The sequence below is a fragment of the Brumimicrobium salinarum genome (assembly GCF_002844555.1).
Taxonomy (GTDB): Bacteria; Bacteroidota; Bacteroidia; order Flavobacteriales_D; family Crocinitomicaceae; genus Brumimicrobium; species Brumimicrobium salinarum.
In genome coordinates, this window is the sequence record NZ_PJNI01000005.1 from 158,576 (window position 1) to 181,453 (window position 22,878).

Below are 22,878 nucleotides of genomic sequence, written 5' to 3' on the forward strand. Positions count from 1 at the left end.
AAAAAGGGTTTAAAAGCCGTAAAAACGGCTGGCTAGAACGAAGAATGAACTATTAAATACGGGATAAATCCCACGTCAATAATGTGTAAAAAATTCTAATGAGTGTAAAAACTCAATTCTTTTAGCTTTAAGAGTCATTGTGAATGAGCTATTAAATAAGAAAAGATTAAATTCCATTAACTATTGAGCAGTCCATTAGTGAGTGATTCATCCCTCACTAATGGACTTTTCTAACTGTCCAAAAGTGGTTTCAACCACTTATTCCAATAAACTATCGCCTTCCACTTCTAAGTTGTGCAATCGTAGAAAGGATTTATATTCCTCAATAAAAGATTTCTTATCAAGGTGCTCCTTCTGATTTGAAATGTAATTAAAAACTTTATCGCAAACAGATTCTGATACAGAAAACGATCGATATCCCCTTTGCCACGCAAACTTTTCTGGAATGAGATTATTGCTATTTACAAAATGTGAACTGCTCCCTTTTACCCGTTGAATAATATCATCGAGTGGCATCTTTGGATTTAGTAAAAACAAACAATGAACGTGTTCATGATAACCGTTTGAAATTCGAATTGGACATCCAATTTCCTTGAACTTTTTTATAATGTAGTCATGAAGGGCATTATCCATAGTTGAATGAATTAAAGGCTTTCTGCTCTTGGTCGCCCATATAGCATGGACCCATATTCTATTAAATGATTTAGGCATAAATTTATGATTTAGGTAAGTAATTATAATTAAGTTAATGAAATAGTTTAAATCTAAAAAGAAAATCTTTAATTATTTTCTCGATTCAGTTAGAAAGCCGTTGAAACGGCTTAATGATTACAAGTCAAAAACATTGAATGCGGGATGAATCCCGCATCAATGATATCCGTTTCAACTCCTCTATGATTTAGTCTCATGAAATCTATTGGTGAGGGATTCACCCCTCACCAATAGAAATCCCGAGCTATCTAAAAGTGGTTTCAACCACTTATAAAATTTTACCTCCCAATCTTAACCCCGATCACACCACTATTCCCAGAAAATTTCGGCGCATAATGACATTGAACTTCTGCTACTCCACTGTTGAAACTCCCGCTGTGTGTTGCATAAACAATATAAGTAAATTTATACCTACCTTTGGGTAAATTATCAACGAAATAATCCATTGAAACGTCTTTTGGACTTTGATAATACGACAAACCTTTATCGAATTTATAACCACTTGTAGACATTGCTGGTTCGAATCCTGCGGGACGCAAATCTTTGATGTGAACGAATTCTAAATCTCTATCTACCGTTACAATTAATTCGATTTCTATTTTATCACCAACTTTAAATGTAGAATCCACAATTCCTTTCTCGTCTTTTGCTCCAGGAACTATTTTTCTGTAGGTTTTCTCAATTTGCATCGATTTGTTCTGACTACTTTTGATTTTTGATAATTCATCGGTGTATTGCCAATACAAGTTCAAAACAGCAGGACCTTCAGCGGATCTTTCGATTTCAACAACTCCTAAATCACTAGAAATCTCCTCGCCTGTCCATTTATTTTTTACTTGACCTAAACCTGGTGTCCATTCAACTTCTATTTCATTATCGGCAGTGCTTGACGAATAAACAAATTGCTTTTCGCCTACTTTTATGGTTGCTTTTTCGCTTGTCGTTAAATAATCTTTTCCTGAAGATAGAATCGCATAAACGGCTTCGGCTGTGGCTGCTCCTGTTTCCCAAGCATTGCTTTCTTTGTTGAGGATTAACCATAAACGCATGTTGTCCATCATTTTTTCTGGAGCGTTCATTGTTTGGAAGAATGAAATAATCATTGCTTGACTTGCAATGTTATTTTGATACCAGTAATATCCTGAATTCTCCATCCAATACATCCCTAACTTTGTGTTTTTCTTTGCTCTGTCTTTTAAAGAAGCGTAAACCAACTGTGCCTTGTCATTGATGTTCTCACTTTCAAAGTAAATTCCAATCATGGCTTGTAAATATGGATTAAAACGTGTCCATTCCTTTTTCAATTGTGTTTGAATGTAGCTCTCTACCTCATCAATGGCTTTGCTGTTTTCATTGCTAAAAAAGGTTCTGGAATACAACCAATACACATCTATTTTGGAAACGCTATACGATTTTTTGTCTTTAAGGTATTTATTGTAACGCTCTACTTGTGTTTTGGCAGCAAATCGTTCTGCATTGCGCAACATATATTTTGCTTGGTCAATTGAAATCCCCAAACGTTGCAAGTGACCGAATCTCGTTAAAACATTTTGAGTGATGTAAATATTGGATTTCCCTCCACCAAACCAACTGAATCCGCCATCGGCATTTTGTTTATTTTTGATTTCATTCAACAAGTTGTTTTGATTGTCTTGCAATTGATTCAATTCAAATAATTGTGCAATTCTTCGACGTTGTTCCGTTTCATTTTTGGCATCCATCACCCATGGTGTTTCTTCTAAAAGAATCGTTTTTAATTCTTTGTTTTTTTCCAACTCTGACAATAAAGCATCAGGAGATTTTGATTTCCATTGATTAAATATCGTTTGAATTTGCGGATGACTATTCACAATGTCTTTTGCAATGGCGTTGGCGTAATAACTATTCACCAAGGCGGTTACACTTTTGTTATTTTCTTTCGTTAAATAAGGCAAAGCCATCACCGCATTCCATGCTAAATTATCAGTGTATTCTATCGTTAATGATTTATTTTCTAAAGTCGATGAATTTTGATTTTTAAATGCTTCAAACTCATGTTTAGAGCTTCCTGCCTCTCTCAATAACACATGATCTGTTTCGGTAATCAAAATACGATTGCTCAATACAGGAATACTGTTTTGTTCTCCATCGCTGAAACTTTCATTAGCAGCGGTAATCGTATATTGAATAACTTCTTGATTTCCAACATTCATATTCCAAATCACTTCTTCTGATTCTCCAGCAGGAATGATCACCATTTTACTCAAAGGCTGACGACCAATTAAATTCAATCTTTCTTGATTTATAGGATTTTCCAGCATCAACGTTACTTCTACTGTTTGCTCTTCTTTGGTTAAATTCACCACTTTTGCAGCAAAATCAATTGCATCTCCTTGTCTCACAAAACGAGGTGCATTGGCAGTCACCATCAATTCTTTTTGAGCAACAATTTCTTTTTGGAAAGTTCCAATTTGGAGTTCTTTATTGTGGCCTAACATCAACAATTTCCATTTTGTTAATGATTCGGGCAAGGTGAAATTTAATTCATATTTATTTGAATCGTTGGAGTATATTGTTGGATAGAAGAAAGCTGTTTCGTTGAAATTGCTTCTTGGGTTGATTGGCTCCGATTTTTCTTTTTTCTTTTCGACAGTTGAATCTCCACTTTTGTCATCACTTTCTATAACTTCTTCTTCCGCTGCAACTTCACCTTGCATATTTTCAGGAGCTGCAGCAATCACGTCTCGTGCAATTCTATTTTGAGAAAATCCTTGATCATGGTAATCAACAATACGACTAAAATGAGGCACTTTTCGATATTCATATCTCATATTTCTTCTATTGAGTACTTGTCTTAACTCCCATCCCAAACCAAAGGAACCTTTATTCTGAATTCCCCGCGTCCAAGCACGGTTCCATCCATAATAAAAACTCCATTTATAATAAGGAAAAAAGTTCCAGTTGTGTCCTCTAAATTGATCCAAAGAAGCATCATATAAAGTAGCAGCTAATTCGGCTTTTACCAACTCTAGGTTTTCATCCTGAATGGTAAAACTCCATTGTTCTTTTTGGCCAGGTTCTAATAAATCTCTAAACGTTGAAGTCTTAATTTTCAATTTTTTATTACTGTAAGGCACATTTACATTTTCAGACTGCGAATAGAAAACACCATTATTAAATAAAATCGCTTCAAATCTCAACATTCCACGGTCCTCTTCCTCTACTGAATAACATAAAGAATGTCTGTCTTTTAATTGGACCCATTCTCTACTCAACAACTCATCCTTTCGATAAACAGATATCAAAGCTTGCGCATTTTCAAACGATGAACCGATTTGAAAATCAATGTCTTTACCTACTTTTACTTCTTTGGCTGAAACAAAAGTCCATAAAGCATTATGAAAAGGAAGTTCTTTTGCACTTACATCAATTGCTACAATTTGTTGTTGATTTTTAATTGTATCTCCGGCTTTAGTTAAGGCCTGAAATTTAAAAATATATTGTCCTTGTTGATTGTTGATCCAGTCGTTGATTTTAAGAGAATCTCCACTTTGAAAAGAAATAGTTTTGATCAGTTGTTCACTTTCAGACTTCTCTTTAAAAGCATTCAAATTCATATTTGGGAAAAGTGTTTGTAGCTCTTCGTTTTTGAATTTTTGGATTTCTGCATTCTCCCATATTCGATTTAAGAATTGGTCGGAGTATTCTTTTCGATAAACTTTAATTGTTCCGTTGTAATCTTTTTGTTTTTCTCCAGCTAGATTTACAATGTCAATTACTGCAAACTCTTCATTATGCGTAAAGAATTGTCCAGGTGTTTTCACTTGAATAGAAACTCCAATTTCACTCAAGTTTAAGGACAAAGTTTGTTCGTGCGTTTCTCCTGAAACATCGGTTACCTTTGCTTTTATCTCATACGTATAATAAGCGTTTTGTATAGCATTTGGATCTGATTCTGCAAAGAAGTCAATGGTGAATTTTCCGTTTTCATCTGTTTTTACTTTTCCTTCTTTCAATAAATCTCCCGAAGACGGTTGATTATAATATCTCCAATAGCGATTCCAATTTCTATACACTGAATAACTTACTTTTGCATTCGTAATTGGGAAACCAGCAAAAGCTTTAGCATTTCCAGAGATGGAAACAGTATCGTCTAATTGAGCTTCATTTTTAGGTTGATTTAATTTCACCTCGAAGGTGGGCCGCTTATATTCTTCCACCGAAAACTGGGCACTTGAGTATGCATAATCTCCTCTTCCACTCGCTATTAATTGAAAGTTGCCAAGTCCAGTTGATTCAGGCAATTGAAAACTTCCATCTACACTTCCAAATTCATTGGTGCGGAAATTAGATTCAAAAACGTTTTGTCGAGTAGCATCTTTAATGGTCAAAGTAATTTTTTCTCCAGGGATCACCTCATATTCGTTATCTTTACCTTTGTATAGAATACCTTTAAAATAAACGCTTTGGCCAGGTCGATAAATCGATCGATCAGTGATTAATTCCACCCTACGCAAAATTCTTTCTTCACCGCTGCTTCTCACATAATCATTGCCATGCAACAAGGAGTTTTTATGACTTACCGTATATAATATTCGGTTCTTGTCTTTTATGGATGAAGTAAAAAGTCCATTCTTATCCGTTTTTCCCGATTCAAACTCAATTAAATCATTACTTTTTCTTCGGTCGTAATAAAAGAGTTTAACTGCTGCGTTTTCTATAGGTTGATTGGTTTTATCATCCACCACTAAAATGGCATATTCGTTATTTGCACTGGTGGTAGAAACGCGGATTTCGGTAATGGTTAATTCCGTGAAGTAAATTTCTTTGGCGTTCCATCTTTTACTGTCTTTAGCTAACTCCGCAAGGGGCTCATCATCATTAGTAGCAACGATATAATATTTTCCAACGGATTGAATTTCCTCCAAAAGTAATTCTGTTGATCTTTCTTGGAAGCGGTTTTTATTCTTCAAATCCATGGTTAAAGTTTGCACCAATGTCAAGTGATCATCAGCGGCTATCAATCTCAAATTTTGATTATTCAATGGAGTATAATCTTTAACTTTATAAATGCGTATCACCTGTTGGTCCATGTTTCTATGTTTCACTAAGAAAGGAATCTTTTTATTTGGACTAAAGATATTTGGGGCTGAAATATTGATGTTTTTCTGCTCGACAATTTGAATTAAGGCTTTGATTTCATATTCAAAATCACTATTCGGAAACTTTTCAAGCTCACCAATCAGTTGACTATGTGCTTCTTTGATTAACTGTTCAACATCAGGATTTCTTTTAAAATGATAATCCTTCCCTTTTAAATACTTGGACTTTGCGATTTCAAATAAGAATTTAGATCGGGCTGAAGTGGATTTAAAATATTCAAATTGTTCTTGCCAAGCTTGTTCAATTGCCTTTTCGTTATTAAAATTATTTTTTAAATAATGTAATCTTTGATAAACTGAGGAGCTCAAATAATTAGCAACGTTCTTGTTGTTTTTTTCAATGATTTGATAAAGTTTCAAAATCTTTGTTGTCAAATTATCATTTTGAAATTCTAATCCAGTAAAATCAAAAGAGGAAGCATACCATTGTTCATGATCAGTGGATGATTTTTTTAATTCGCCACCACTTTCAATAATCGAGGATTGATATAAATTAATCAATTGATAAGCGACATAATCGGAAAGGGTTTGCAGTACAAATAGACTGTCATTTTCTTTTGTTAAAACTTCTTGAAATGGCTGGAAATCATAACTTCTCAATGTATTCAATTGTTTTTCTAATGCTTGAATGTTGTTCAACACAAAACCATGTCGAACAATATCATCACCTATATTGATAGAATCATAAATCTGTAATTGGCGGTATCCAAACCAAGAATTAAAATTGTAAGCGACTTCTTGAGTCATTTGCAATTGTGCAATAGACTTTGAAGGTTGTGGTAAATCTTGAGTTGCTTTAAAAACTTCAAAATAAAGCGCAGCGCGCTCTTCCATTTCTAAGGGAGCTAAAAACTTATTAAAATAGGAGAAGGATTTGGAAAGCGTAGAATGATCTTCATTCTTTTTAGCTGTTTCAATGATAGTCCATAATTTCTGTTGGGCGGCATTGGGTTGACGAATTTTGAATAGACTATCTACTTTTTCGAGGGGATTCTCTTTTTGGCTAAGTGCTGAAAAAGAAATGATTAAGCTTAAAAGAACCAGAAGATGTTGAATTTTCATGTTGTGTAATTTTGTTTTGTGATGCAAAGAAAGTACCAATTCCATAATCAATTAGGAATTACGAATTTTAAAATTACGAATTCTTAATCTTCTTTCAATCTTTCAATCCTTGGTTTTATCTTTCCTCGGCACAGGATCATCTCCAAAACCTCCCCACGGGTGACAAGAGCTGATTCTTTTTAACGCTAACCAACCACCTTTCAAAACTCCCCATTCTTTGATTGCCTCAACTGAATATTGCGAACACGTTGGGTTATACCGACAATTCGCTGGGAAAATTGGGCTGATGATGTATTGATACAAACGGATCAAAACTATAAAAGGAAATCGTATGATTTTTTTGATTACTTCCACGGTGTAAAATTACGGATTTTATGGGAGGAAGTTGTTTGATAATCCATAAACCACTTCGAAATAGAAACTTTAAAAACCTTTGTTTGATTACCCCACACTACATCAAGGTTCCATCTCGTAGTCGTGGCAATCTAAAACTATACAAATCACAGTAAATCTAGCTACTGTAACTTATGAAATTTTATCCCCCAACTTTCCATATCAGCATTAGCGAAATCTAACTTATATTTCTCTGGAATATCAGATTCATCGAGCATACTTCCATAATCAAATGAAGGGAACAACTCTTCATACGTTATCATTTCATTTAAAGAAACACGTCGATAAATATGTGAACGCGACAAATACTTTGTTTCATCCAGTCCAGATGCTCCAAGTAATTCAACATAATTTTTTAAAAGTTTTTTATGGTATTCAGCCACCCGTACCTTTTTATCTTTGACCACTAATCCAACTGTCAATTCAGATTTCTGAGTCGTGATTCCAGTTGGACATTCATTGGTATTACATATTAGCGCTTGAATACATCCTAAAGCTAACATCATTGCTCTGGCTTGATAACAAGCATCGGCACCTAAAGCCATCGCACGTGCAACATGAAATGCTGACGACACTTTTCCTGAGGCAATTAGTTTTACATGTTCCCTTATACCTAAACCATTTAAAATATTGTGTGTAAAATCTAATCCATCAATTAAAGGTGCACCTACATAATTACTAAATTCAGGTGGAGCTGCCCCCGTACCACCTTCACCTCCATCGATAGCGATAAAATCAGGATATGTATTTAGATGCATCATGGCTTTACAAATTGCAATAAACTCACTTTTATGCCCAATACACATCTTAAATCCAATTGGTTTTCCACCAGAAAGTTCGCGAAGTTGTTTAATAAACTTAATCATCTCTAAAGGTGTATCAAAAGCTGAATGATAAGGAGGTGAAGCAACCAAGGTATGCGGTTTAACATGTCTAATTCTTGCAATTTCTTCGGAGTTTTTGGAAGCGGGTAGAATCCCACCATGTCCTGGCTTAGCTCCCTGAGAAAGCTTTATCTCAATCATTTTAACACTTTCATGCTTAGACTTTTTAGCAAATAATTCTGGATTAAAATTCCCATCTTCATCTCTACATCCGAAGTATCCGGTACCAATTTGCCAAATAAGATCTCCACCATGTTTTAAATGATAATCACTCAGTCCTCCTTCTCCAGTATTGTGCGCAAAATTTCCGAGTGCAGCACCTCCGTTTAACGCTTCGACAGCATTCGCACTCAAAGAACCAAAACTCATCGCTGAAATATTTAAAATACTCGCTGAATAAGGTTGTTTGCAATCTTTATTACCAATAAGAACTCTCGGATCATGATCTAATTTGTCAAAAGCCTTAGGCGCCACTGAATGACACATCCATTCATAACCCTCCGCATATAAATCCAACTGAGTTCCGAAAGGAATGGTGTCTCTAACATTTTTTGCTCTTTGATAAACTGATGACCGATCCAAACGATTAAAAGGGCGTCCATCTATATCTGATTCAATAAAATATTGATACATTTTTGGTCTCAACTCTTCCATTACATATCTTAGTCTACCTACTAAAGGATAAATTCTTCGGATTGAGTGCTTGGTTTGAATCATATCAACGTATCCCATAATAGTTAGAATAAGGACAACACCAAATAGAACTAACCAATTCAAACTCAAATACATAGAGAGCGCAAGAGTCCCAACCAACAATATAAAACTTATAATGACAAACTTTATCCGCATGTTACTATCATTTTTTTGAGTAAATGTATTGAATTAAATCAAAAAACAATAAGTTTTTCAACAGGATTAATCTTAAATTAAGAAAACAGGAATCCTATAATCGAGCATAAATAAATATACAAACAAAAGATTATATTAAAGCTTTGGGTGTACTTCATATTTTGAAATAACTAAATAAAAAACCATTTAAAGGTATATTTTATAAAAAAAAGCTAGATTAAAAGATTTTTACCTATCTTTGTCGCCTTAATTAAAACAATAATAATATGAATAACTACGAGACTGTTTTCATTTTAACTCCCGTTTTGTCTGAAGACCAGACAAAGGAAGCAGTAAAGAAGTTCGAGCAAGAGATCAAAACTCTTGGTGGAAAAGTTACTAATTCTGAGTCTTGGGGCTTGAAAAAATTGGCGTATCCAATTCAGAAAAAAACAACAGGCTTTTATTTCCTTCTAGAATTTGAAGGAGAAGGAAATCTTGTTTCTGAATTAGAGGTAACATTCAAACGTGATGAGCGTGTAATGCGTTTCTTAACTGTAAAGATGGACAAACACCATCAAGAATGGGCTGAAAAAAGAAAGTCAAGAATGAAAGGAGCTAAACCAGCAAAAGCTGAAGCTCAGTAATTAAGTAAAGAACAAAAAAAATTGCAATTATGGCACAAGATGTAAGATATTTATCGCCGGTAAACATTGACATTAAGAAAGAAAAATACTGTCGTTTTAAGAAAAGTGGAATCAAATTCGTTGATTACAAAGACGCAGATTTTCTATTAAAATTATTAAACGAACAAGGTAAGATTTTACCACGTCGTATAACAGGAACTTCATCTAAGTTCCAAAGTAGAGTTAACAAGGCTGTTAAGCGAGCGCGTCACTTAGCGATTCTTCCATACGTTGGAGATCAGTTAAGATAAGCTTATTTATTAACACATTAATTTAGAAAATTATGGAAATCATATTAAAGAAAAATGTTGATAAGCTAGGATACAAAGACGATGTTGTTGAAGTAAAGCCTGGTTACGCATTAAACTTCTTAATTCCTCAAGGATATGGAATTGTTGCAACAAAATCAACAAAAAAAGCACACGAAGAAGTTTTAAGACAACGTTCTCATAAGGAAGAAAAAGTTAAAGAAGAAGCTCAAGGATTAGCTTCTAAGTTTAAGGATGTGAGTATTAAAATTGGAGCAAAAGTAGGCGAAAATGGTCGTATTTTTGGTTCTGTAAACACAATCCAATTATCAGAAGTATTGAAAGCTGAAGGTGTAGAAGTAGATAGAAAGTCATTAAAAATAATTGATGAGCCTATTAAAGAAGTAGGAACCTATACCGCTGTTGCAAACTTACATAAAGAAGTTTCAGCAGAATTTCAATTTGAAGTTGTAGAAGAGTAAGATTTACAAATAATTATAAAAAAGCCGTTTCAATTTATGGAACGGCTTTTTTGTTTCTCAACTAATTGCTATTCTTTATGTTTTGAAATTAAATTTCATGAGATAACACAAACTTACAAAAGCTCCATAATTGAAGTTAATAACTTGTGCTATTACGATTCAAGGATAATTGTTGAGGACGAGCTTATATCCCACCCATCTACTTACCTATTTACAAATCAACATAATGAGCCATTTATTGATAACAACTATTGTATACAAACGTTAATTTGAAATGTCACTACGAAACAGGTTTTGTGTAGCTTTACAACTCCTATTTTTATAAAATTTCATCTGCTAAGGATTAAAAGTAAGCATACAGTTGACATGCAGCATGGTTATAAAATAGTATTAAACGCTCCCTAACTTTTGAGACTAATCAGAATATTACTTTTCAAGTTTTGCAATTCTATCATACATAACAATACTTCCTGCAACAGCTACATTCAATGATTTTAATCCAGGTAGCTGAACAATGTGGTGACAACGCTCCAATACTTTTTCTGGCAATCCCTTATCTTCAGCTCCTAAAAGGTAAACTGCTCGTGGCGTATGTTTATACTCTTTTATATATTCTGCATCAGGAACCATTTCGACACCAACTAACTGACTATTATATGGAATATGTTTATAGAAATCGTCAAAATCATCGTAATGAAACAAAGGAATTTCTCTCCATGATTTTAAGACGTCTGAGGTTTGCTTTTTATAACTTTTACCAATCGTAAAAATATAAGAAGCACCTAAAATGTGTGCGGAACGCCAAAGAGTACCAATATTATGACCTCGTTTATGTTGTAAAATACCTATTCCAAAATAATTGGCATTATCTGCTTTTACCTTCATTTAAAAATTGACTAACGTTTAATTATATGATCGAGAGAAATACGCCCAGGCCCAACAAATAGAAGTGAAATAAAACCACATAAATAAATTAGAGACAACTCAATTTTAGCAAATGCATGTCCACTATGAAAAATAAATACAGCTACTGCCATTGTAGCAATCAATGGAATTAAAGCTAGTCTGGTAAACAATCCAAACACAAGCATTAAAGCGCATATAACTTCAGCAAATACAGCCAAGCCCAGAGAGAGCGTTACACCCAATCCTAAAGGGTCAGCAAATTGTATGGCACCGTCTCCCCATAACATTTCCCACTTCCCAAGACCATGTCCATAAAACATGGATAGACCTAATACAATACGCAAAAGGAGCGAACTAATATCTTTACCATACAGCCATTCTTTTGTTAATTTAGCCATTTTATATATACGATTTTATTAAACAAAGAGTAAATATAAAATTATACTTTTAATTTACAGTTCCTTTCCTTAAAAAGAAATAATTGGATTTATAGTGTCAAGAATTATGATTAATGTATTTGTGTTTTTATCATTTGAATTTAGCCATACTTCTTTATATGATTTCAATATTTACATGTTCTTGATTTCCTCCTAAATAATGTTATTAAAATCCTTAGCTTTGCAAAAAATTGTAAATATGGCATCAGCAGAAAGAGAAGAGGAAAGACAAGCTAAAGTAGCAAGTTTACTGAAAGACATCAGATCCGGAGAAGAAAAAAGCATCATAGAAGCACTTAAAGCACTCAAGGTTAATGGAGATGATCAAGTAATAAAGCCAATAATAAAGGTGTGGAACGCTGGTGTTTCAGATCTTGCAGAACAAGAAATTATTACATTTTTGGGAGATATAAAATCTACAACCAGTGCTGATACTTTAATGAGTATTTTATTAGACACGGCGTACAATGCAATTCATCTTCCACTATTAACCACAATATGGAACAGCAAAGTCGATTATTCAGAATACATAGTAGAGTTTGTTAATCTGGCTGTAAAACATGATTTTATGGTGAGCCTAGAATGTTTAACAATTATAGAGAACATGGAAGGTCCTTTTGAAGAACACCATATTTTAGATGCTGAAATACTTTTACGTGAATATGTAGATCGTGAAAAAGATAATCAGAACGTGGATGACAAGAAGTTTAGTCTAATTTTAGAACTTTCAAAATTAATCAACTCATTTGACGAACGTACAATGTAGTTTGATGCGTTAAAACAACCCGTGAATTTCTGCGTCAATCCCTGATATTATCTTACCCAGATCCTCTGGATCTGTATGATAATTATTATTATCAACATCTATGATAAGAATTTTACCCTTATCATACGTACTGATCCAAGCTTCGTATCGCTCATTTAGTCGTTTTAAGTAATCTAATCGAATAGATTCTTCATACTCCCTCCCTCTTTGTTGAATTTGATTTACCAAAGTTGGGACGCTTGCTCTTAAGTAGATTAACAAATCAGGTGCAGATACAAATGATTCAATCAAATTAAAAAGCGAAAAATAATTTTCAAAATCTCTTGTTGTCATCAACCCCATAGAATGGAGATTAGGAGCAAAAATATACGCATCTTCATAGATTGTTCGATCTTGAATTACAACTTTATCAGTTTGCTGTATTTCTTGAATTTGTGTAAATCTACTATTAAGATAATACACTTGTAGATTGAATGACCACCGTTGCATATCTTCATAAAAGTCATTAAGGTAAGGATTTTGAGAAACATTTTCATAATGAGTTTGCCAATTATAATGTTTGGCGAGCAACTCAGTTAAGGTTGTTTTTCCTGAACCTATATTTCCTGCAACAGCGATATGCATAATTCTAATAATTAAATGATGGACTAAAATACAAATATTGTTTTAAACAAAATTGTTTAGCGAGTAGGAATTAATGAATATTTAGAAATTCCTTCATCGTTTTTAAAGTAAAAAATGTTTTTAAAAACTTTAAACTCAGCAATATTTTTATTTGGTAATAAGATTTCAACTTCCTCATTTGTTTGTCTATTTAAACGAACTAGCGCACCTGGTAATAAAAAATATAAATGTTTTTCGGTTGGATAAAAGCTCGTTGCTTTTGGGTATGCGTACTCACGTAAAAAGCTACCATTTAAGTCAAAAACAAATGTACCGTGGTTATTAAAAAATAAAAAAATCTCATTATTGTTTTCAATGATTTCTGAGGGAGTTTCACGATGTGTTATAGAAATTAGATTTGAAACTTTAGATTGTAAATCTTTACCAGCAACACCTCCAAAACGCAATAGTCGCGTATTTTGTTCATCAAAAACCCAAAATCTATTCGTTTGATTAGAATAACATACATTACTAGCGTATCCTACGTCTAAATCAAACAACTGTATATCTGCATCCTGAAAACTGAGTGTATTATCCACAAAATAAACAGTTTGATAAGCCGCTGAGAAAATCAATGTTTTCAGCGAGTGTTGTGCATCAATTTTTACAATATCTGAGATACTTTTTCTGCTTTGTGTAAATTCTTTTTTGAGATCATCATCTAGTTTATACAAAACATTATTTGATGAGAATATGATTTCATGAACTGGATTAACGTCCCAAGCTTCAATATTTTCATTGATTAGCTCATGCTCTAGTTTCCATTCATAGCTTTGAGAAATTACAAATTTGGACGAAACCAATAACAACAATATTACAACATACCTAATCATGTTCTTTTTATATCAACAATTGCGCCCTTTTGTAATTGAATAATATCTTCAAAGATTTCACGGTTATTAACAAGTCTAGGCACTTTATGTTGCCCTCCTAATTTACCTTTCTTTTTTAACCAATCATCAAACAAACCTGATCTAGCTTTGTGTATAAGCGGAAAGTTTAATGTTAAATTATTGGTTCTTTTAGCATCATAATCGGAGTTAAGTTTACGCAATTCATCATCTAAAAACTGAGTAAATAATTTAAAATCTTTTGGATCTTTTGAAAACTCAACAATCCATTCGTGACCTCCCTGCTTACCTTCCTCCATATAAATAGGACAAGCTGTGTAATCTTTTAGTGTAGCATCTGTTAACTCACATGCTTTTCTTATTGCTTGATCTGAATTATCCACAATAACTTCTTCTCCAAAAACATTAATAAAATGTTTCGTTCGGCCTGTTACTTTGACCCTAAAAGGATCTAGGCTCGAAAAAGAAACCGTATCTCCTAAAATATATCTCCACAAACCGCCGTTGGTAGAAATTACAATTGCGTAATTCGTATTTAACTCAACATCTTTTAATGCAATAATTTCCTTTGAGTCCGTTCCGGCAAATTTAGACATGGGGATAAATTCAAAAAATATCCCATAATCGAGCATTAATAATAAGTCTCCACCAACTTCATCTTGTATACCAAAAAATCCTTCGGAAGCGTTGTAAGACTCAATATAATGCATGTCATCATGAGGGATAATACTTCTAAATTCTTTTTCATAAGGTTTAAAGCTAACACCACCATGCATAAGTAATTCAAGGTTGGGCCATACTTCTCTAATGTCTTTTTTTCCTTTCTTTTCTAAGATTCTGTTAAGTAAAACCAGCGTCCAACTAGGCACACCTGAAATACTTGATACATCTTCTTCCATGGTTTCTTCAGCGAGTTTTTCAATCTTTTCTTCCCACTCACTCATCAAGGCAGTTTCACGTGAAGGAATACGTTTAATCTCAACCCACCAAGGAAGGTTTTTCAGAATAATGGATGATAAATCTCCGGTATAGCTATCTGGTCGTAAAGTATTTTGCTCTGCTGTACCACCGACAACCAAATGTTTACCACGATATAACTTTGTATTTGGGAAATGAGAATAATATATTGCTAATAAATCTTTTCCACCTTTGTAGTGACAATCTTCTAGAGAATCTTTGGTCACAGGAATAAACTTACTTCTATCCGAAGTTGTTCCTGATGATTTTGCGAACCACTTAGTCTCACCTGGCCATAATACATCTTCCTCCCCTTTTAAAGAGCGTTCGACCCATATCTTTACATCTTCGTAGTCTTGAAGTGGAACTTTTTCTTGAAAATCTGTATAATTGTGTATTTCATTAAAATTATATTTTTCTCCATATACAGTTGCTCGACCTGATCTAATAAGTCGCTCAAACCATTCTCTCTGGACTTCAATAGGATGCTTTCTGAATAAATCAATTTGATGTATCCGTTTTTTTATAAACCACCCAAAAATTGTATTAAACGGCATAATGAAATAATTTTCTAGGCTGAATATACAAAGTAATTATTTATAATTTTAAAATAAAATCATTTTTTTACAACCATTTCCAAACAATAAACGTCTTTATAGTGGGTTTATTTATGGTTTATTGTAAAGTGGTTAGCGAATTCGTTCTAACCACTTTACTTTTTTCTTAAAAAAATACGTACCGGCACTCCTTCGAAATCAAAATGAGTTCTAATTTTATTTTCTAAAAAACGCTTATAACTATCTGGAATATACTGTGGAAGATTACTGTAAAAAGCGAATGCTGGGGCATGCGTAGGTAATTGCGTAACATATTTAATGTTTACATACTTTCCTTTTAACATGGGAGGTGGGAATTTTTCAATTTCCTCCTGCATTATAGTATTGAGTACAGAAGTTTGAATCTTTCTTATTCTATTTTGATACACTTTCATTGCCACCTCAAGCGATTTATGAATTCGTTGTTTAGAAATGGTAGACGTAAAAACAATTGGTACATCGTTAAATGGTGCCAATTGAGCTCTAATTTTATCTTCGTATTGTTTAGTAGTTAAAGTTTCCTTTTCAATAAGGTCCCATTTATTAACAAGTACTACAACCCCCTTATGGTTTTTTTCACACATGTAATAAATATTGAGATCTTGTTTTTGAATTCCTTCAACAGCGTCAATCATAAAAATGCAAACATCAGAATTTTCAATCGACCGTACAGATCTGAGCACTGAATAGTATTCTATATCCTCGTTGACCTTGGCACGTTTTCTAATACCCGCTGTGTCAATTAAAAGAAAGTCAAAACCATAAGCAGAGTATCGCGTATTAACCGCGTCTCGAGTTGTACCTGAAATTGGTGTTACAATATTTCTATCTTCCCCAATTAAGGCATTTGCAAGAGATGATTTTCCAACATTTGGTTTTCCAACAATTGCAAATCGGGGTAAATCACTATCAGATTCTATTGTTTTTGATTCAAATTCTTTAACAATATCATCTAATAATTCACCAGTTCCAGAACCATTTGTAGCAGCAACGTCGTAAACATTTCCGAGTCCTAATGACCAAAATTCAGAGGAAAGACCAATTCTACTGGTATTATCAACTTTATTTGCTGCTATAAACACTTTTTTGTTCACATCGCGAAGTAATTTAGCCACCTTTTCATCTAAGTCAGTCAGTCCAGTAGTTACATCAACAACAAAAACAATAACATTTGCTTCATCGACAGCGATTTCAACTTGCTTCCTTATTTCGCTTTCAAAGACGTCATTTGAACCTTTTACGTAACCACCAGTATCAATTACAGAATAATCGTATCCTATCCAATTTCCTTTTCCGTAAATACGATCACGAGTTACGCCACTCATTTCCTCTACAATGGCGTTTCTAGACTCTGTTAATCGATTAAAAAGCGTAGATTTTCCAACGTTCGGACGCCCTACTATTGCAACAATATTACTCATAATTAATAACCGTATTTTTTTAATTTACCTTCGTTACTTCTCCAATCTTTATCTACCTTAACGAAGGTTTGAAGAAAGACATGTTTATCAACAAATTTCTCAATATCTTTTCGACTATCTATACCAATGTGCTTTAACTGACGACCTTTGGCACCAATAATAATACCTTTTTGAGAATCCCGTTCAACTATAATATTTGCACGAATTCGAATGATATCTTCCTCTTCTTCGTAATCTGTTACTTCAACTTGACAAGCGTAAGGTACTTCTTTTTTCAAATTCAAAAATATTTTCTCTCTAATGATTTCGGAAATAAAGAAGCGCATTGGTCGATCTGATATAGCATCTTTATCGAAATATGCAGGTGAATTTGGTAAATGAGATAAAATCAATTGTAGAATCGGATCCACATTAAAGTTATGCAAAGCTGAAATCGGTAATATTTTGGCATTTGGTAATTCTTTCGTCCAATAGTCGATACGTTCGGCTACAACATCTTGACTTCTCAGGTCCATTTTATTGATCAAACAAATTATTGGGATACGCATATCCTTAATTTTTTGAAGCGTAGCCTTATGATTTAGTGTATCTTCAAAAACATCAGTTATAAAAAGCAAAACATCGGCATCACTTAAGGATGTTGATACATAACTCATCATAGTATCATGAAGCTCGTAAGCGGCATTAACAACCCCAGGAGTATCTGAAAAAACGATTTGATAATCTGGATGGTTTAAGATACCTCTTATCCTATGACGTGTAGTTTGGGCTTTAGAAGTAACTATTGAAAGCTTCTCACCTAAGAGCTTATTCATTAATGTTGATTTCCCAACGTTGGGACTACCAACAATACTGACAAAGCCAGATTTATGATTTTTCATATACTATGATTTATGACAAATTTATAAACAAAAAGGTTAAGATAAAAAAAGAGGCTGTCTAAATAATTGGACAGCCTCAAATTTCATAAGAAAGGACAATTTACTTTTCGTTTTTATCGTCTTTCTTTTCTTTATCTTTAGAAGCTTCTTTTTTGGCATCATCCTTTTTAGGAGTGTCTTTTTTAGCTTCTTTTTTTGCTTTTGGTTTTGCCTCCTCTTTAGCTTCTTCCTTTTTTGGTTTAGCTTTAGATTCAGTCTTTTTAGTCTCTGCTTTCTTATCTGTATCCGTTTTTTCAGCAGTTTCGTTATTTGCTTCTTTTTTAGTAGTTGAAGCAGTAGAAGCACCTCCAGAACCTCTTCTAGAACGACGAGTTTTCTTTTCTTTTGGTTCTTTTACCATTAAATCGTTGAAATCAACTAATTCAAGCATACACATTTCTGCGTTATCACCTAAACGATTTCCAATACGAATAATTCGTAAATATCCACCAGGACGATCAGCAACTTTTGGAGCAATTTCTCTAAACAATTCAGTAACTGCGTCTTTACTTTGTAAGTATTTAAAAACTATACGTCTTGAGTGAGTAGAGTCAGTTTTCGATTTTGTAATCAATGGTTCTAGGTAACCTCTAAGTGCTTTGGCCTTAGCAACCGTAGTATTAATTCTTTTATGTTCGATAACAGAGCATGCCATATTTGAAAGCATTGCTTTTCTATGGGCAGTTTTTCTACTTAAACTATTATTTTTTTTACCGTGTCTCATTTTAAAGTCTTATATCAGTTTTTATTCTTTGTCTAATTTGTATTTAGACGTATTCATTCCAAACGAAAGTCCTTTAGCATCAACAAGATCTTCAAGTTCTGTAAGGGACTTTTTACCAAAGTTTCTAAACTTCAATAAATCGTTTTTATTATAGACTACTAAATCTCCTAAAGTATCAACATCCGCAGCTTTAAGACAATTTAAAGCACGAACTGATAAATCTAAATCGATAAGTTTAGTTTTTAATAACTGACGCATGTGCAGAGAAGTTTCATCAAACTCTTCTGTTTCAGATTTAATTTCACTATCTAACGTAATTCTTTCATCCGAGAATAACATAAAATGGTGAATAAGGATTTTTGCTGCCTCTTGTAAAGCATCTTTTGGATGAATTGAACCATCAGTAATGATATCAAAGATTAATTTTTCATAATCTGTTTTTTGCTCCACACGAAAGTTCTCTACAGTATACTTTACGTTTTTAATTGGAGTAAAAATTGAATCAATAAAAATAGTACCAAAAGGTGCATTTGCAGTTTTATTTAATTCTGCAGGAACATAACCTCTTCCTTTTATAATCTTTAACTCAATATCTAATTTCACTGAGGTGTCCATGTTACATAGCACCATATCAGGATTTAGAACTTGAAAACCAGTTGTGAATTTCCCGATATCACCAGCAGTAAATGTTTCTTGTCCACCTACAGAAATGATAACAGTTTCTTCATCTTGGTCTTCAATTTGTTGTTTAAAGCGAACTTGTTTTAGGTTTAAAACCAATTCAGTTACATCTTCTACAACACCTTCGATAGTCGAAAATTCATGGTCTACACCTTCAATTCTAATCGATGATATAGCGAAACCTTCTAAAGAAGAAAGTAATATACGTCTTAAAGCGTTTCCAACAGTAATACCATAACCTGGTTCCAATGGACGAAACTCGAATTGACCTTCGTGTTCATTGGACTCAATCATGATTACTTTGTCCGGCTTTTGAAAATCTAAAATAGCCATAATAATAAATTAATTTTTATTTGGAATATAATTCTACGATCAGTTGTTCCTTAATATTTTCAGGAATCATTTCTCTTGAAGGAGTGCTTAAAACTGTTCCAGTCATATTAGAAGGATTCCAGTTCAACCAATCGAATTGTGTTGTTTTAGCAGCAATAGAATTTGTAATTGCTTCTAAAGATTTAGACTTTTCACGTACACCAACTACATCACCTTCTCTTAAAGAATAAGATGGGATGTTTACTACTTCACCATTAACAGTAATATGTTTGTGTGAAACGAATTGTCTTGCGGCACTTCTAGTTGGTGCTATACCTAATCGGTAAACAGTGTTATCCAAACGTGATTCACATAGAATTAATAAGTTTTCACCTGTAATTCCTTTCATTGAAGAAGCTTTCTTAAATAAATTCAAAAACTGACGCTCCAAAATACCATAAGTATATTTTGCTTTTTGCTTTTCAGTTAACTGAATTGAGTATTCAGACTGCTTACCTCTTCTTTTATTTGGACCGTGTTGTCCTGGTCCGTAAGTTCTTTTATCCAGCGCTTTGTCTGGTCCAAAAATTGGTTCTCTAAATCTACGAGCAATTTTTGATTTGGGTCCTGTATATCTTGCCATTATAAAATATATTTGAGGTACTGAGAATTAAGGCATCTTCCTTCGTCAGCATTTAACCTCTGTTGATAATTATTAAACTCTTCTACGTTTTGGTGGACGACATCCATTATGTGGTAATGGAGTAACATCATTAATTTCGGTAACTTCAATTCCTGAATTATGAATTGCACGAATTGCTGATTCTCTACCAGAACCAGGTCCTTTAACGAATACTTTTACCTTACGTAATCCGAAGTCATGTGCTTCTCTAGCGCACTCTTCTGCCGCTACTTGCGCAGCATAAGGAGTGTTCTTCTTAGAACCTTTGAAGCCCATTTTTCCTGCTGAAGACCAAGAAATAACTTGTCCTTGAGCATTAGTTAAAGATACGATAACATTATTGAAGGTAGCTTGAATATGCGCTTCACCAATTGCATCTACTTTAACGTTTTTCTTCTTCTTTTGATTAGACTTTGCCATTTTACTAACTATTATTTAGTTGCTTTTTTCTTATTTGCAACAGTTTTTCTTCTACCTTTTCTCGTTCTTGAGTTATTCTTTGTTCTTTGTCCACGAAGTGGTAAACCAGATCTATGACGAACACCTCTATAACAACCGATGTCCATTAAACGTTTAATGTTTAATTGAACTTCTGATCTTAGTGCTCCTTCAACTTTAATTTCATTAATAGTAGTACGTATTTTACCAATTTGTTCATCATTCCAATCCTGAACTTTGATATTCTCGTCGATACCATTAGCTTTTAAAATCTCTTCTGCTTTACTTCTTCCAATTCCAAAGATATACGTTAATCCGATAACGCCTCTTTTATTTTTTGGTAGATCTATTCCTGCTATTCTCGCCATAATTTTTACAATTGAATTATCCTTGTCTTTGTTTAAACTTAGGATTTTTTTTGTTTATAACGTAAACTCTTCCTTTTCGTTTTACGATTTTGCAATCTTCCGATCGCTTTTTTACTGAAGCTCTTACTTTCATTTTATTTTAATTTAATTTGTCAGTATTATTAACCTTATTTATATCTAAAAGTAATTCTACCTTTAGTAAGATCATAAGGAGACATTTCTACTTTTACTCGGTCACCTGGTAGAATTTTAATGTAATACATTCTCATTTTACCAGAAATGTGAGCGGTAATTATATGACCATTTTCTAATTCAACTCTAAACATTGCATTAGATAATGACTCTATAATTGTTCCGTCTTGTTCTATTGATTGTTGTTTAGCCATAATATCTTGTTTTACATTCCAGACATTTCGCCTTGTGTTCTTCTACCTCTTATCTTAGTTCCTTCCATCAAACCATCATAATGACGATTTAACAAATAAGATTCTATTTGCTGCAAGGTATCTAAAACTACTCCTACCATAATCAGTAATGAAGTACCTCCAAAAAACAATGCAAAGCCATCTCCAACTCCGAATTGAACAGCGATAGCTGGTATGATCGCAATAATAGCTAAGAAAACAGAGCCTGGAAGCGTAATCTTAGAAACAAGCTCATCGATATAGCTTGCTGTTTCATCTCCAGGTCTAACCCCAGGTATGAACCCACCATTACGTTTCATATCATCTGCCATTTTCTTTGGATTAATCATTATTGCAGTATAGAAATACGTAAATACGATAATCAAAAGGAATAAAACAAGATTATACCAAAAGCCAAATATTCCAAATTGTTTTTCAATAAACATAACAGGCACCGTCATAATTGCTTGTGCAAAAATGATAGGCATAACACCTGAAGCGTTAACCTTAATAGGCAGATATGAACGTGCACCTTGAGCATCGACAGCACCACCACGAGCGCCTGCAACTCTTTTAGCATAATTCATTGGAATTTTACGTACACCTTGTACAATCAGTACCGTTGCCATAACAATCAACATAAACACTACCACCTCAATTATAACAATTAAGAAAGAGTGTTGCGCTGTTTCTGCCACAAAAGATTGTGGCAATCTAGCGATAATTCCAACGGTTATTAATAATGATATACCATTACCTACACCTTTGTCAGTAATTCGCTCTCCAAGCCATACTGCAAACATAGCACCTGCTACTAGTACTAAAACAGATTGCGTCCACCATAACGGTGAATTAATAAACTCAACTGGAATAGCGTTTTTACCTGCCACGTACAAAGAAAGGTATCCTGGTGCTTGCACAGCACATATAATAATCGTTAGAATACGTGTATAATTATTAATTCTTTTACGACCGCTTTCTCCTTCTTGTTGCATTTTCTGAACCGCTGGCACAGCCATCCCCATTAGCTGCATAATAATTGAAGCAGAAATGTAGGGCATAATACCTAAGGCTAAAAATGAAGCGTTAGTAAAACCACCACCCGATAGTAACCCTAACAAACCTTCGATTGTTCCAGCGTCTGCCCCATCAGTACCGAGTTTAGAACTATCGACACCAGGTAAAACAATAAACGATCCAATTCGGAAAACCAAGATTAAGGAAAAGGTTATTAACAACCTCTTCCTTAGTTCTTCAACCTTCCAAATATTACTTATATTCTCAATTAGTTTCTTCATCTGCGTAAAATAGTTTGCA

Annotated in this window: 23 protein-coding genes; 4 read left to right on the forward strand and 19 right to left on the reverse strand. The window is 33.6% G+C overall.

The features are described 5' to 3' along the window. Window positions 1-258 precede the first annotated feature (258 nt). The 4 genes from tnpA to CW751_RS06305 form a co-directional block, all read right to left on the reverse strand. The gene (gene tnpA, locus CW751_RS06290; protein WP_101334153.1) at window positions 259-711 is read right to left on the reverse strand and encodes an IS200/IS605 family transposase; all 453 of its coding nucleotides are present in this window, start codon (window positions 709-711) and stop codon (window positions 259-261) included. A gap of 278 nt (window positions 712-989) precedes the next feature. Further along, complete coding sequence (locus CW751_RS06295; RefSeq protein ID WP_165779232.1) at window positions 990-6,914, reverse strand: alpha-2-macroglobulin family protein; 5,925 nt, start codon at window positions 6,912-6,914, stop codon at window positions 990-992. 102 nt (window positions 6,915-7,016) lie between these two features. Further along, window positions 7,017-7,268, reverse strand: coding sequence for a membrane protein insertion efficiency factor YidD (gene yidD / locus CW751_RS06300; protein WP_394335957.1), 252 nt, complete (start codon window positions 7,266-7,268; stop codon window positions 7,017-7,019). A gap of 161 nt (window positions 7,269-7,429) precedes the next feature. Beyond that, window positions 7,430-9,040 (reverse strand): FMN-binding glutamate synthase family protein, encoded by a 1,611-nt coding sequence (locus CW751_RS06305; RefSeq protein ID WP_101334155.1) that lies wholly within the window; start codon window positions 9,038-9,040, stop codon window positions 7,430-7,432. Between the two features lie 266 nt (window positions 9,041-9,306). On the opposite strand from CW751_RS06305, the gene rpsF reads away from it, so the two are divergent. From rpsF to rplI, 3 genes are read left to right on the forward strand one after another with little or no spacing between them, the layout of a single operon-like run. After that, window positions 9,307-9,666 carry a 30S ribosomal protein S6 gene (gene rpsF / locus CW751_RS06310; RefSeq protein ID WP_101334156.1) on the forward strand — a complete coding sequence of 120 codons (360 nt, stop codon included), beginning with the start codon at window positions 9,307-9,309 and terminating at the stop codon, window positions 9,664-9,666. Between the two features lie 29 nt (window positions 9,667-9,695). Next, entirely contained in the window at window positions 9,696-9,956 is a 261-nt protein-coding gene (rpsR, locus tag CW751_RS06315) for a 30S ribosomal protein S18 (RefSeq protein WP_101334157.1), read from the forward strand. Window positions 9,957-9,988: 32 nt separating this feature from the next. After that, window positions 9,989-10,435 carry a 50S ribosomal protein L9 gene (gene rplI, locus CW751_RS06320; RefSeq protein ID WP_101334158.1) on the forward strand — a complete coding sequence of 149 codons (447 nt, stop codon included), beginning with the start codon at window positions 9,989-9,991 and terminating at the stop codon, window positions 10,433-10,435. A gap of 426 nt (window positions 10,436-10,861) precedes the next feature. Here rplI and CW751_RS06325 read toward each other — a convergent pair whose 3' ends face one another. Together CW751_RS06325 and CW751_RS06330 are read right to left on the reverse strand one after the other, a co-directional pair. Next, window positions 10,862-11,320, reverse strand: coding sequence for an RNA methyltransferase (locus CW751_RS06325; protein WP_101334159.1), 459 nt, complete (start codon window positions 11,318-11,320; stop codon window positions 10,862-10,864). Window positions 11,321-11,331: 11 nt separating this feature from the next. Continuing rightward, a complete protein-coding gene (locus tag CW751_RS06330; protein WP_101334160.1) occupies window positions 11,332-11,739 on the reverse strand; it encodes a DoxX family protein in 408 nt (135 codons plus the stop codon). 238 nt (window positions 11,740-11,977) lie between these two features. Here CW751_RS06330 and CW751_RS06335 point away from each other — a divergent pair, with 238 nt between their 5' ends. Then, on the forward strand, window positions 11,978-12,544 hold the full coding sequence (locus CW751_RS06335) for a hypothetical protein (protein WP_133122144.1): 567 nt from the start codon (window positions 11,978-11,980) through the stop codon (window positions 12,542-12,544). Window positions 12,545-12,553: 9 nt separating this feature from the next. On the opposite strand, the gene CW751_RS06340 is transcribed toward CW751_RS06335, so the two are convergent. From CW751_RS06340 to secY, 13 genes are all read right to left on the reverse strand, one after another. After that, on the reverse strand, window positions 12,554-13,168 hold the full coding sequence (locus CW751_RS06340) for a deoxynucleoside kinase (RefSeq protein WP_101334162.1): 615 nt from the start codon (window positions 13,166-13,168) through the stop codon (window positions 12,554-12,556). Between the two features lie 56 nt (window positions 13,169-13,224). Then, window positions 13,225-14,040, reverse strand: a complete 816-nt coding sequence (locus CW751_RS06345) for a hypothetical protein (RefSeq protein WP_101334163.1) — start codon at window positions 14,038-14,040, stop codon at window positions 13,225-13,227. Beyond that, a complete protein-coding gene (locus CW751_RS06350; RefSeq protein WP_205677795.1) occupies window positions 14,037-15,572 on the reverse strand; it encodes a GH3 auxin-responsive promoter family protein in 1,536 nt (511 codons plus the stop codon). The genes CW751_RS06345 and CW751_RS06350 overlap by 4 nt, the downstream gene beginning before the upstream one ends. Before the next feature lie 155 nt (window positions 15,573-15,727). Next, window positions 15,728-17,032 (reverse strand): ribosome biogenesis GTPase Der, encoded by a 1,305-nt coding sequence (gene der, locus CW751_RS06355; RefSeq protein WP_101334165.1) that lies wholly within the window; start codon window positions 17,030-17,032, stop codon window positions 15,728-15,730. Window positions 17,033-17,034: 2 nt separating this feature from the next. Then, entirely contained in the window at window positions 17,035-17,913 is an 879-nt protein-coding gene (gene era, locus CW751_RS06360) for a GTPase Era (protein ID WP_101334166.1), read from the reverse strand. Between the two features lie 100 nt (window positions 17,914-18,013). Beyond that, window positions 18,014-18,676, reverse strand: a complete 663-nt coding sequence (gene rplQ, locus CW751_RS06365; RefSeq protein ID WP_101334167.1) for a 50S ribosomal protein L17 — start codon at window positions 18,674-18,676, stop codon at window positions 18,014-18,016. A gap of 21 nt (window positions 18,677-18,697) precedes the next feature. After that, window positions 18,698-19,690, reverse strand: coding sequence for a DNA-directed RNA polymerase subunit alpha (locus CW751_RS06370; RefSeq protein WP_101334168.1), 993 nt, complete (start codon window positions 19,688-19,690; stop codon window positions 18,698-18,700). A gap of 16 nt (window positions 19,691-19,706) precedes the next feature. Further along, window positions 19,707-20,312 carry a 30S ribosomal protein S4 gene (gene rpsD, locus CW751_RS06375; protein WP_101334169.1) on the reverse strand — a complete coding sequence of 202 codons (606 nt, stop codon included), beginning with the start codon at window positions 20,310-20,312 and terminating at the stop codon, window positions 19,707-19,709. Between the two features lie 72 nt (window positions 20,313-20,384). Continuing rightward, window positions 20,385-20,771, reverse strand: coding sequence for a 30S ribosomal protein S11 (gene rpsK, locus CW751_RS06380; protein ID WP_101334170.1), 387 nt, complete (start codon window positions 20,769-20,771; stop codon window positions 20,385-20,387). 11 nt (window positions 20,772-20,782) lie between these two features. Beyond that, the gene (gene rpsM / locus CW751_RS06385) at window positions 20,783-21,157 is read right to left on the reverse strand and encodes a 30S ribosomal protein S13 (RefSeq protein ID WP_101334171.1); all 375 of its coding nucleotides are present in this window, start codon (window positions 21,155-21,157) and stop codon (window positions 20,783-20,785) included. A 16-nt stretch (window positions 21,158-21,173) separates the two neighbouring features. Next, entirely contained in the window at window positions 21,174-21,290 is a 117-nt protein-coding gene (gene ykgO / locus CW751_RS06390; RefSeq protein WP_101334172.1) for a type B 50S ribosomal protein L36, read from the reverse strand. A 34-nt stretch (window positions 21,291-21,324) separates the two neighbouring features. Further along, window positions 21,325-21,543: a translation initiation factor IF-1 gene (gene infA, locus CW751_RS06395; RefSeq protein WP_101334173.1), complete on the reverse strand. Its 219-nt coding sequence runs from the start codon at window positions 21,541-21,543 to the stop codon at window positions 21,325-21,327. 11 nt (window positions 21,544-21,554) lie between these two features. Then, window positions 21,555-22,859 (reverse strand): preprotein translocase subunit SecY, encoded by a 1,305-nt coding sequence (gene secY, locus CW751_RS06400; RefSeq protein WP_101334174.1) that lies wholly within the window; start codon window positions 22,857-22,859, stop codon window positions 21,555-21,557. Between the last annotated feature and the right edge of the window lie 19 nt (window positions 22,860-22,878).

Bases quoted from the DNA above. Each gene is read 5' to 3' on its own strand.
- ykgO (WP_101334172.1), bottom strand. From the start codon at position 21,290: ATGAAAGTAAGAGCTTCAGTAAAAAAGCGATCGGAAGATTGCAAAATC.
- CW751_RS06340 (WP_101334162.1), bottom strand. From the start codon at position 13,168: ATGCATATCGCTGTTGCAGGAAATATAGGTTCAGGAAAAACAACCTTA.
- CW751_RS06370 (WP_101334168.1), bottom strand. From the start codon at position 19,690: ATGGCTATTTTAGATTTTCAAAAGCCGGACAAAGTAATCATGATTGAG.
- CW751_RS06335 (WP_133122144.1), top strand. From the start codon at position 11,978: ATGGCATCAGCAGAAAGAGAAGAGGAAAGACAAGCTAAAGTAGCAAGT.
- tnpA (WP_101334153.1), bottom strand. From the start codon at position 711: ATGCCTAAATCATTTAATAGAATATGGGTCCATGCTATATGGGCGACC.
- CW751_RS06295 (WP_165779232.1), bottom strand. From the start codon at position 6,914: ATGAAAATTCAACATCTTCTGGTTCTTTTAAGCTTAATCATTTCTTTT.
- CW751_RS06330 (WP_101334160.1), bottom strand. From the start codon at position 11,739: ATGGCTAAATTAACAAAAGAATGGCTGTATGGTAAAGATATTAGTTCG.
- rpsD (WP_101334169.1), bottom strand. From the start codon at position 20,312: ATGGCAAGATATACAGGACCCAAATCAAAAATTGCTCGTAGATTTAGA.
- infA (WP_101334173.1), bottom strand. From the start codon at position 21,543: ATGGCTAAACAACAATCAATAGAACAAGACGGAACAATTATAGAGTCA.
- CW751_RS06345 (WP_101334163.1), bottom strand. From the start codon at position 14,040: ATGATTAGGTATGTTGTAATATTGTTGTTATTGGTTTCGTCCAAATTT.
- rplQ (WP_101334167.1), bottom strand. From the start codon at position 18,676: ATGAGACACGGTAAAAAAAATAATAGTTTAAGTAGAAAAACTGCCCAT.
- rplI (WP_101334158.1), top strand. From the start codon at position 9,989: ATGGAAATCATATTAAAGAAAAATGTTGATAAGCTAGGATACAAAGAC.
- der (WP_101334165.1), bottom strand. From the start codon at position 17,032: ATGAGTAATATTGTTGCAATAGTAGGGCGTCCGAACGTTGGAAAATCT.
- rpsF (WP_101334156.1), top strand. From the start codon at position 9,307: ATGAATAACTACGAGACTGTTTTCATTTTAACTCCCGTTTTGTCTGAA.
- secY (WP_101334174.1), bottom strand. From the start codon at position 22,859: ATGAAGAAACTAATTGAGAATATAAGTAATATTTGGAAGGTTGAAGAA.
- rpsR (WP_101334157.1), top strand. From the start codon at position 9,696: ATGGCACAAGATGTAAGATATTTATCGCCGGTAAACATTGACATTAAG.
- era (WP_101334166.1), bottom strand. From the start codon at position 17,913: ATGAAAAATCATAAATCTGGCTTTGTCAGTATTGTTGGTAGTCCCAAC.
- CW751_RS06305 (WP_101334155.1), bottom strand. From the start codon at position 9,040: ATGCGGATAAAGTTTGTCATTATAAGTTTTATATTGTTGGTTGGGACT.
- rpsK (WP_101334170.1), bottom strand. From the start codon at position 20,771: ATGGCAAAGTCTAATCAAAAGAAGAAGAAAAACGTTAAAGTAGATGCA.
- CW751_RS06325 (WP_101334159.1), bottom strand. From the start codon at position 11,320: ATGAAGGTAAAAGCAGATAATGCCAATTATTTTGGAATAGGTATTTTA.
- CW751_RS06350 (WP_205677795.1), bottom strand. From the start codon at position 15,572: ATGCCGTTTAATACAATTTTTGGGTGGTTTATAAAAAAACGGATACAT.
- rpsM (WP_101334171.1), bottom strand. From the start codon at position 21,157: ATGGCGAGAATAGCAGGAATAGATCTACCAAAAAATAAAAGAGGCGTT.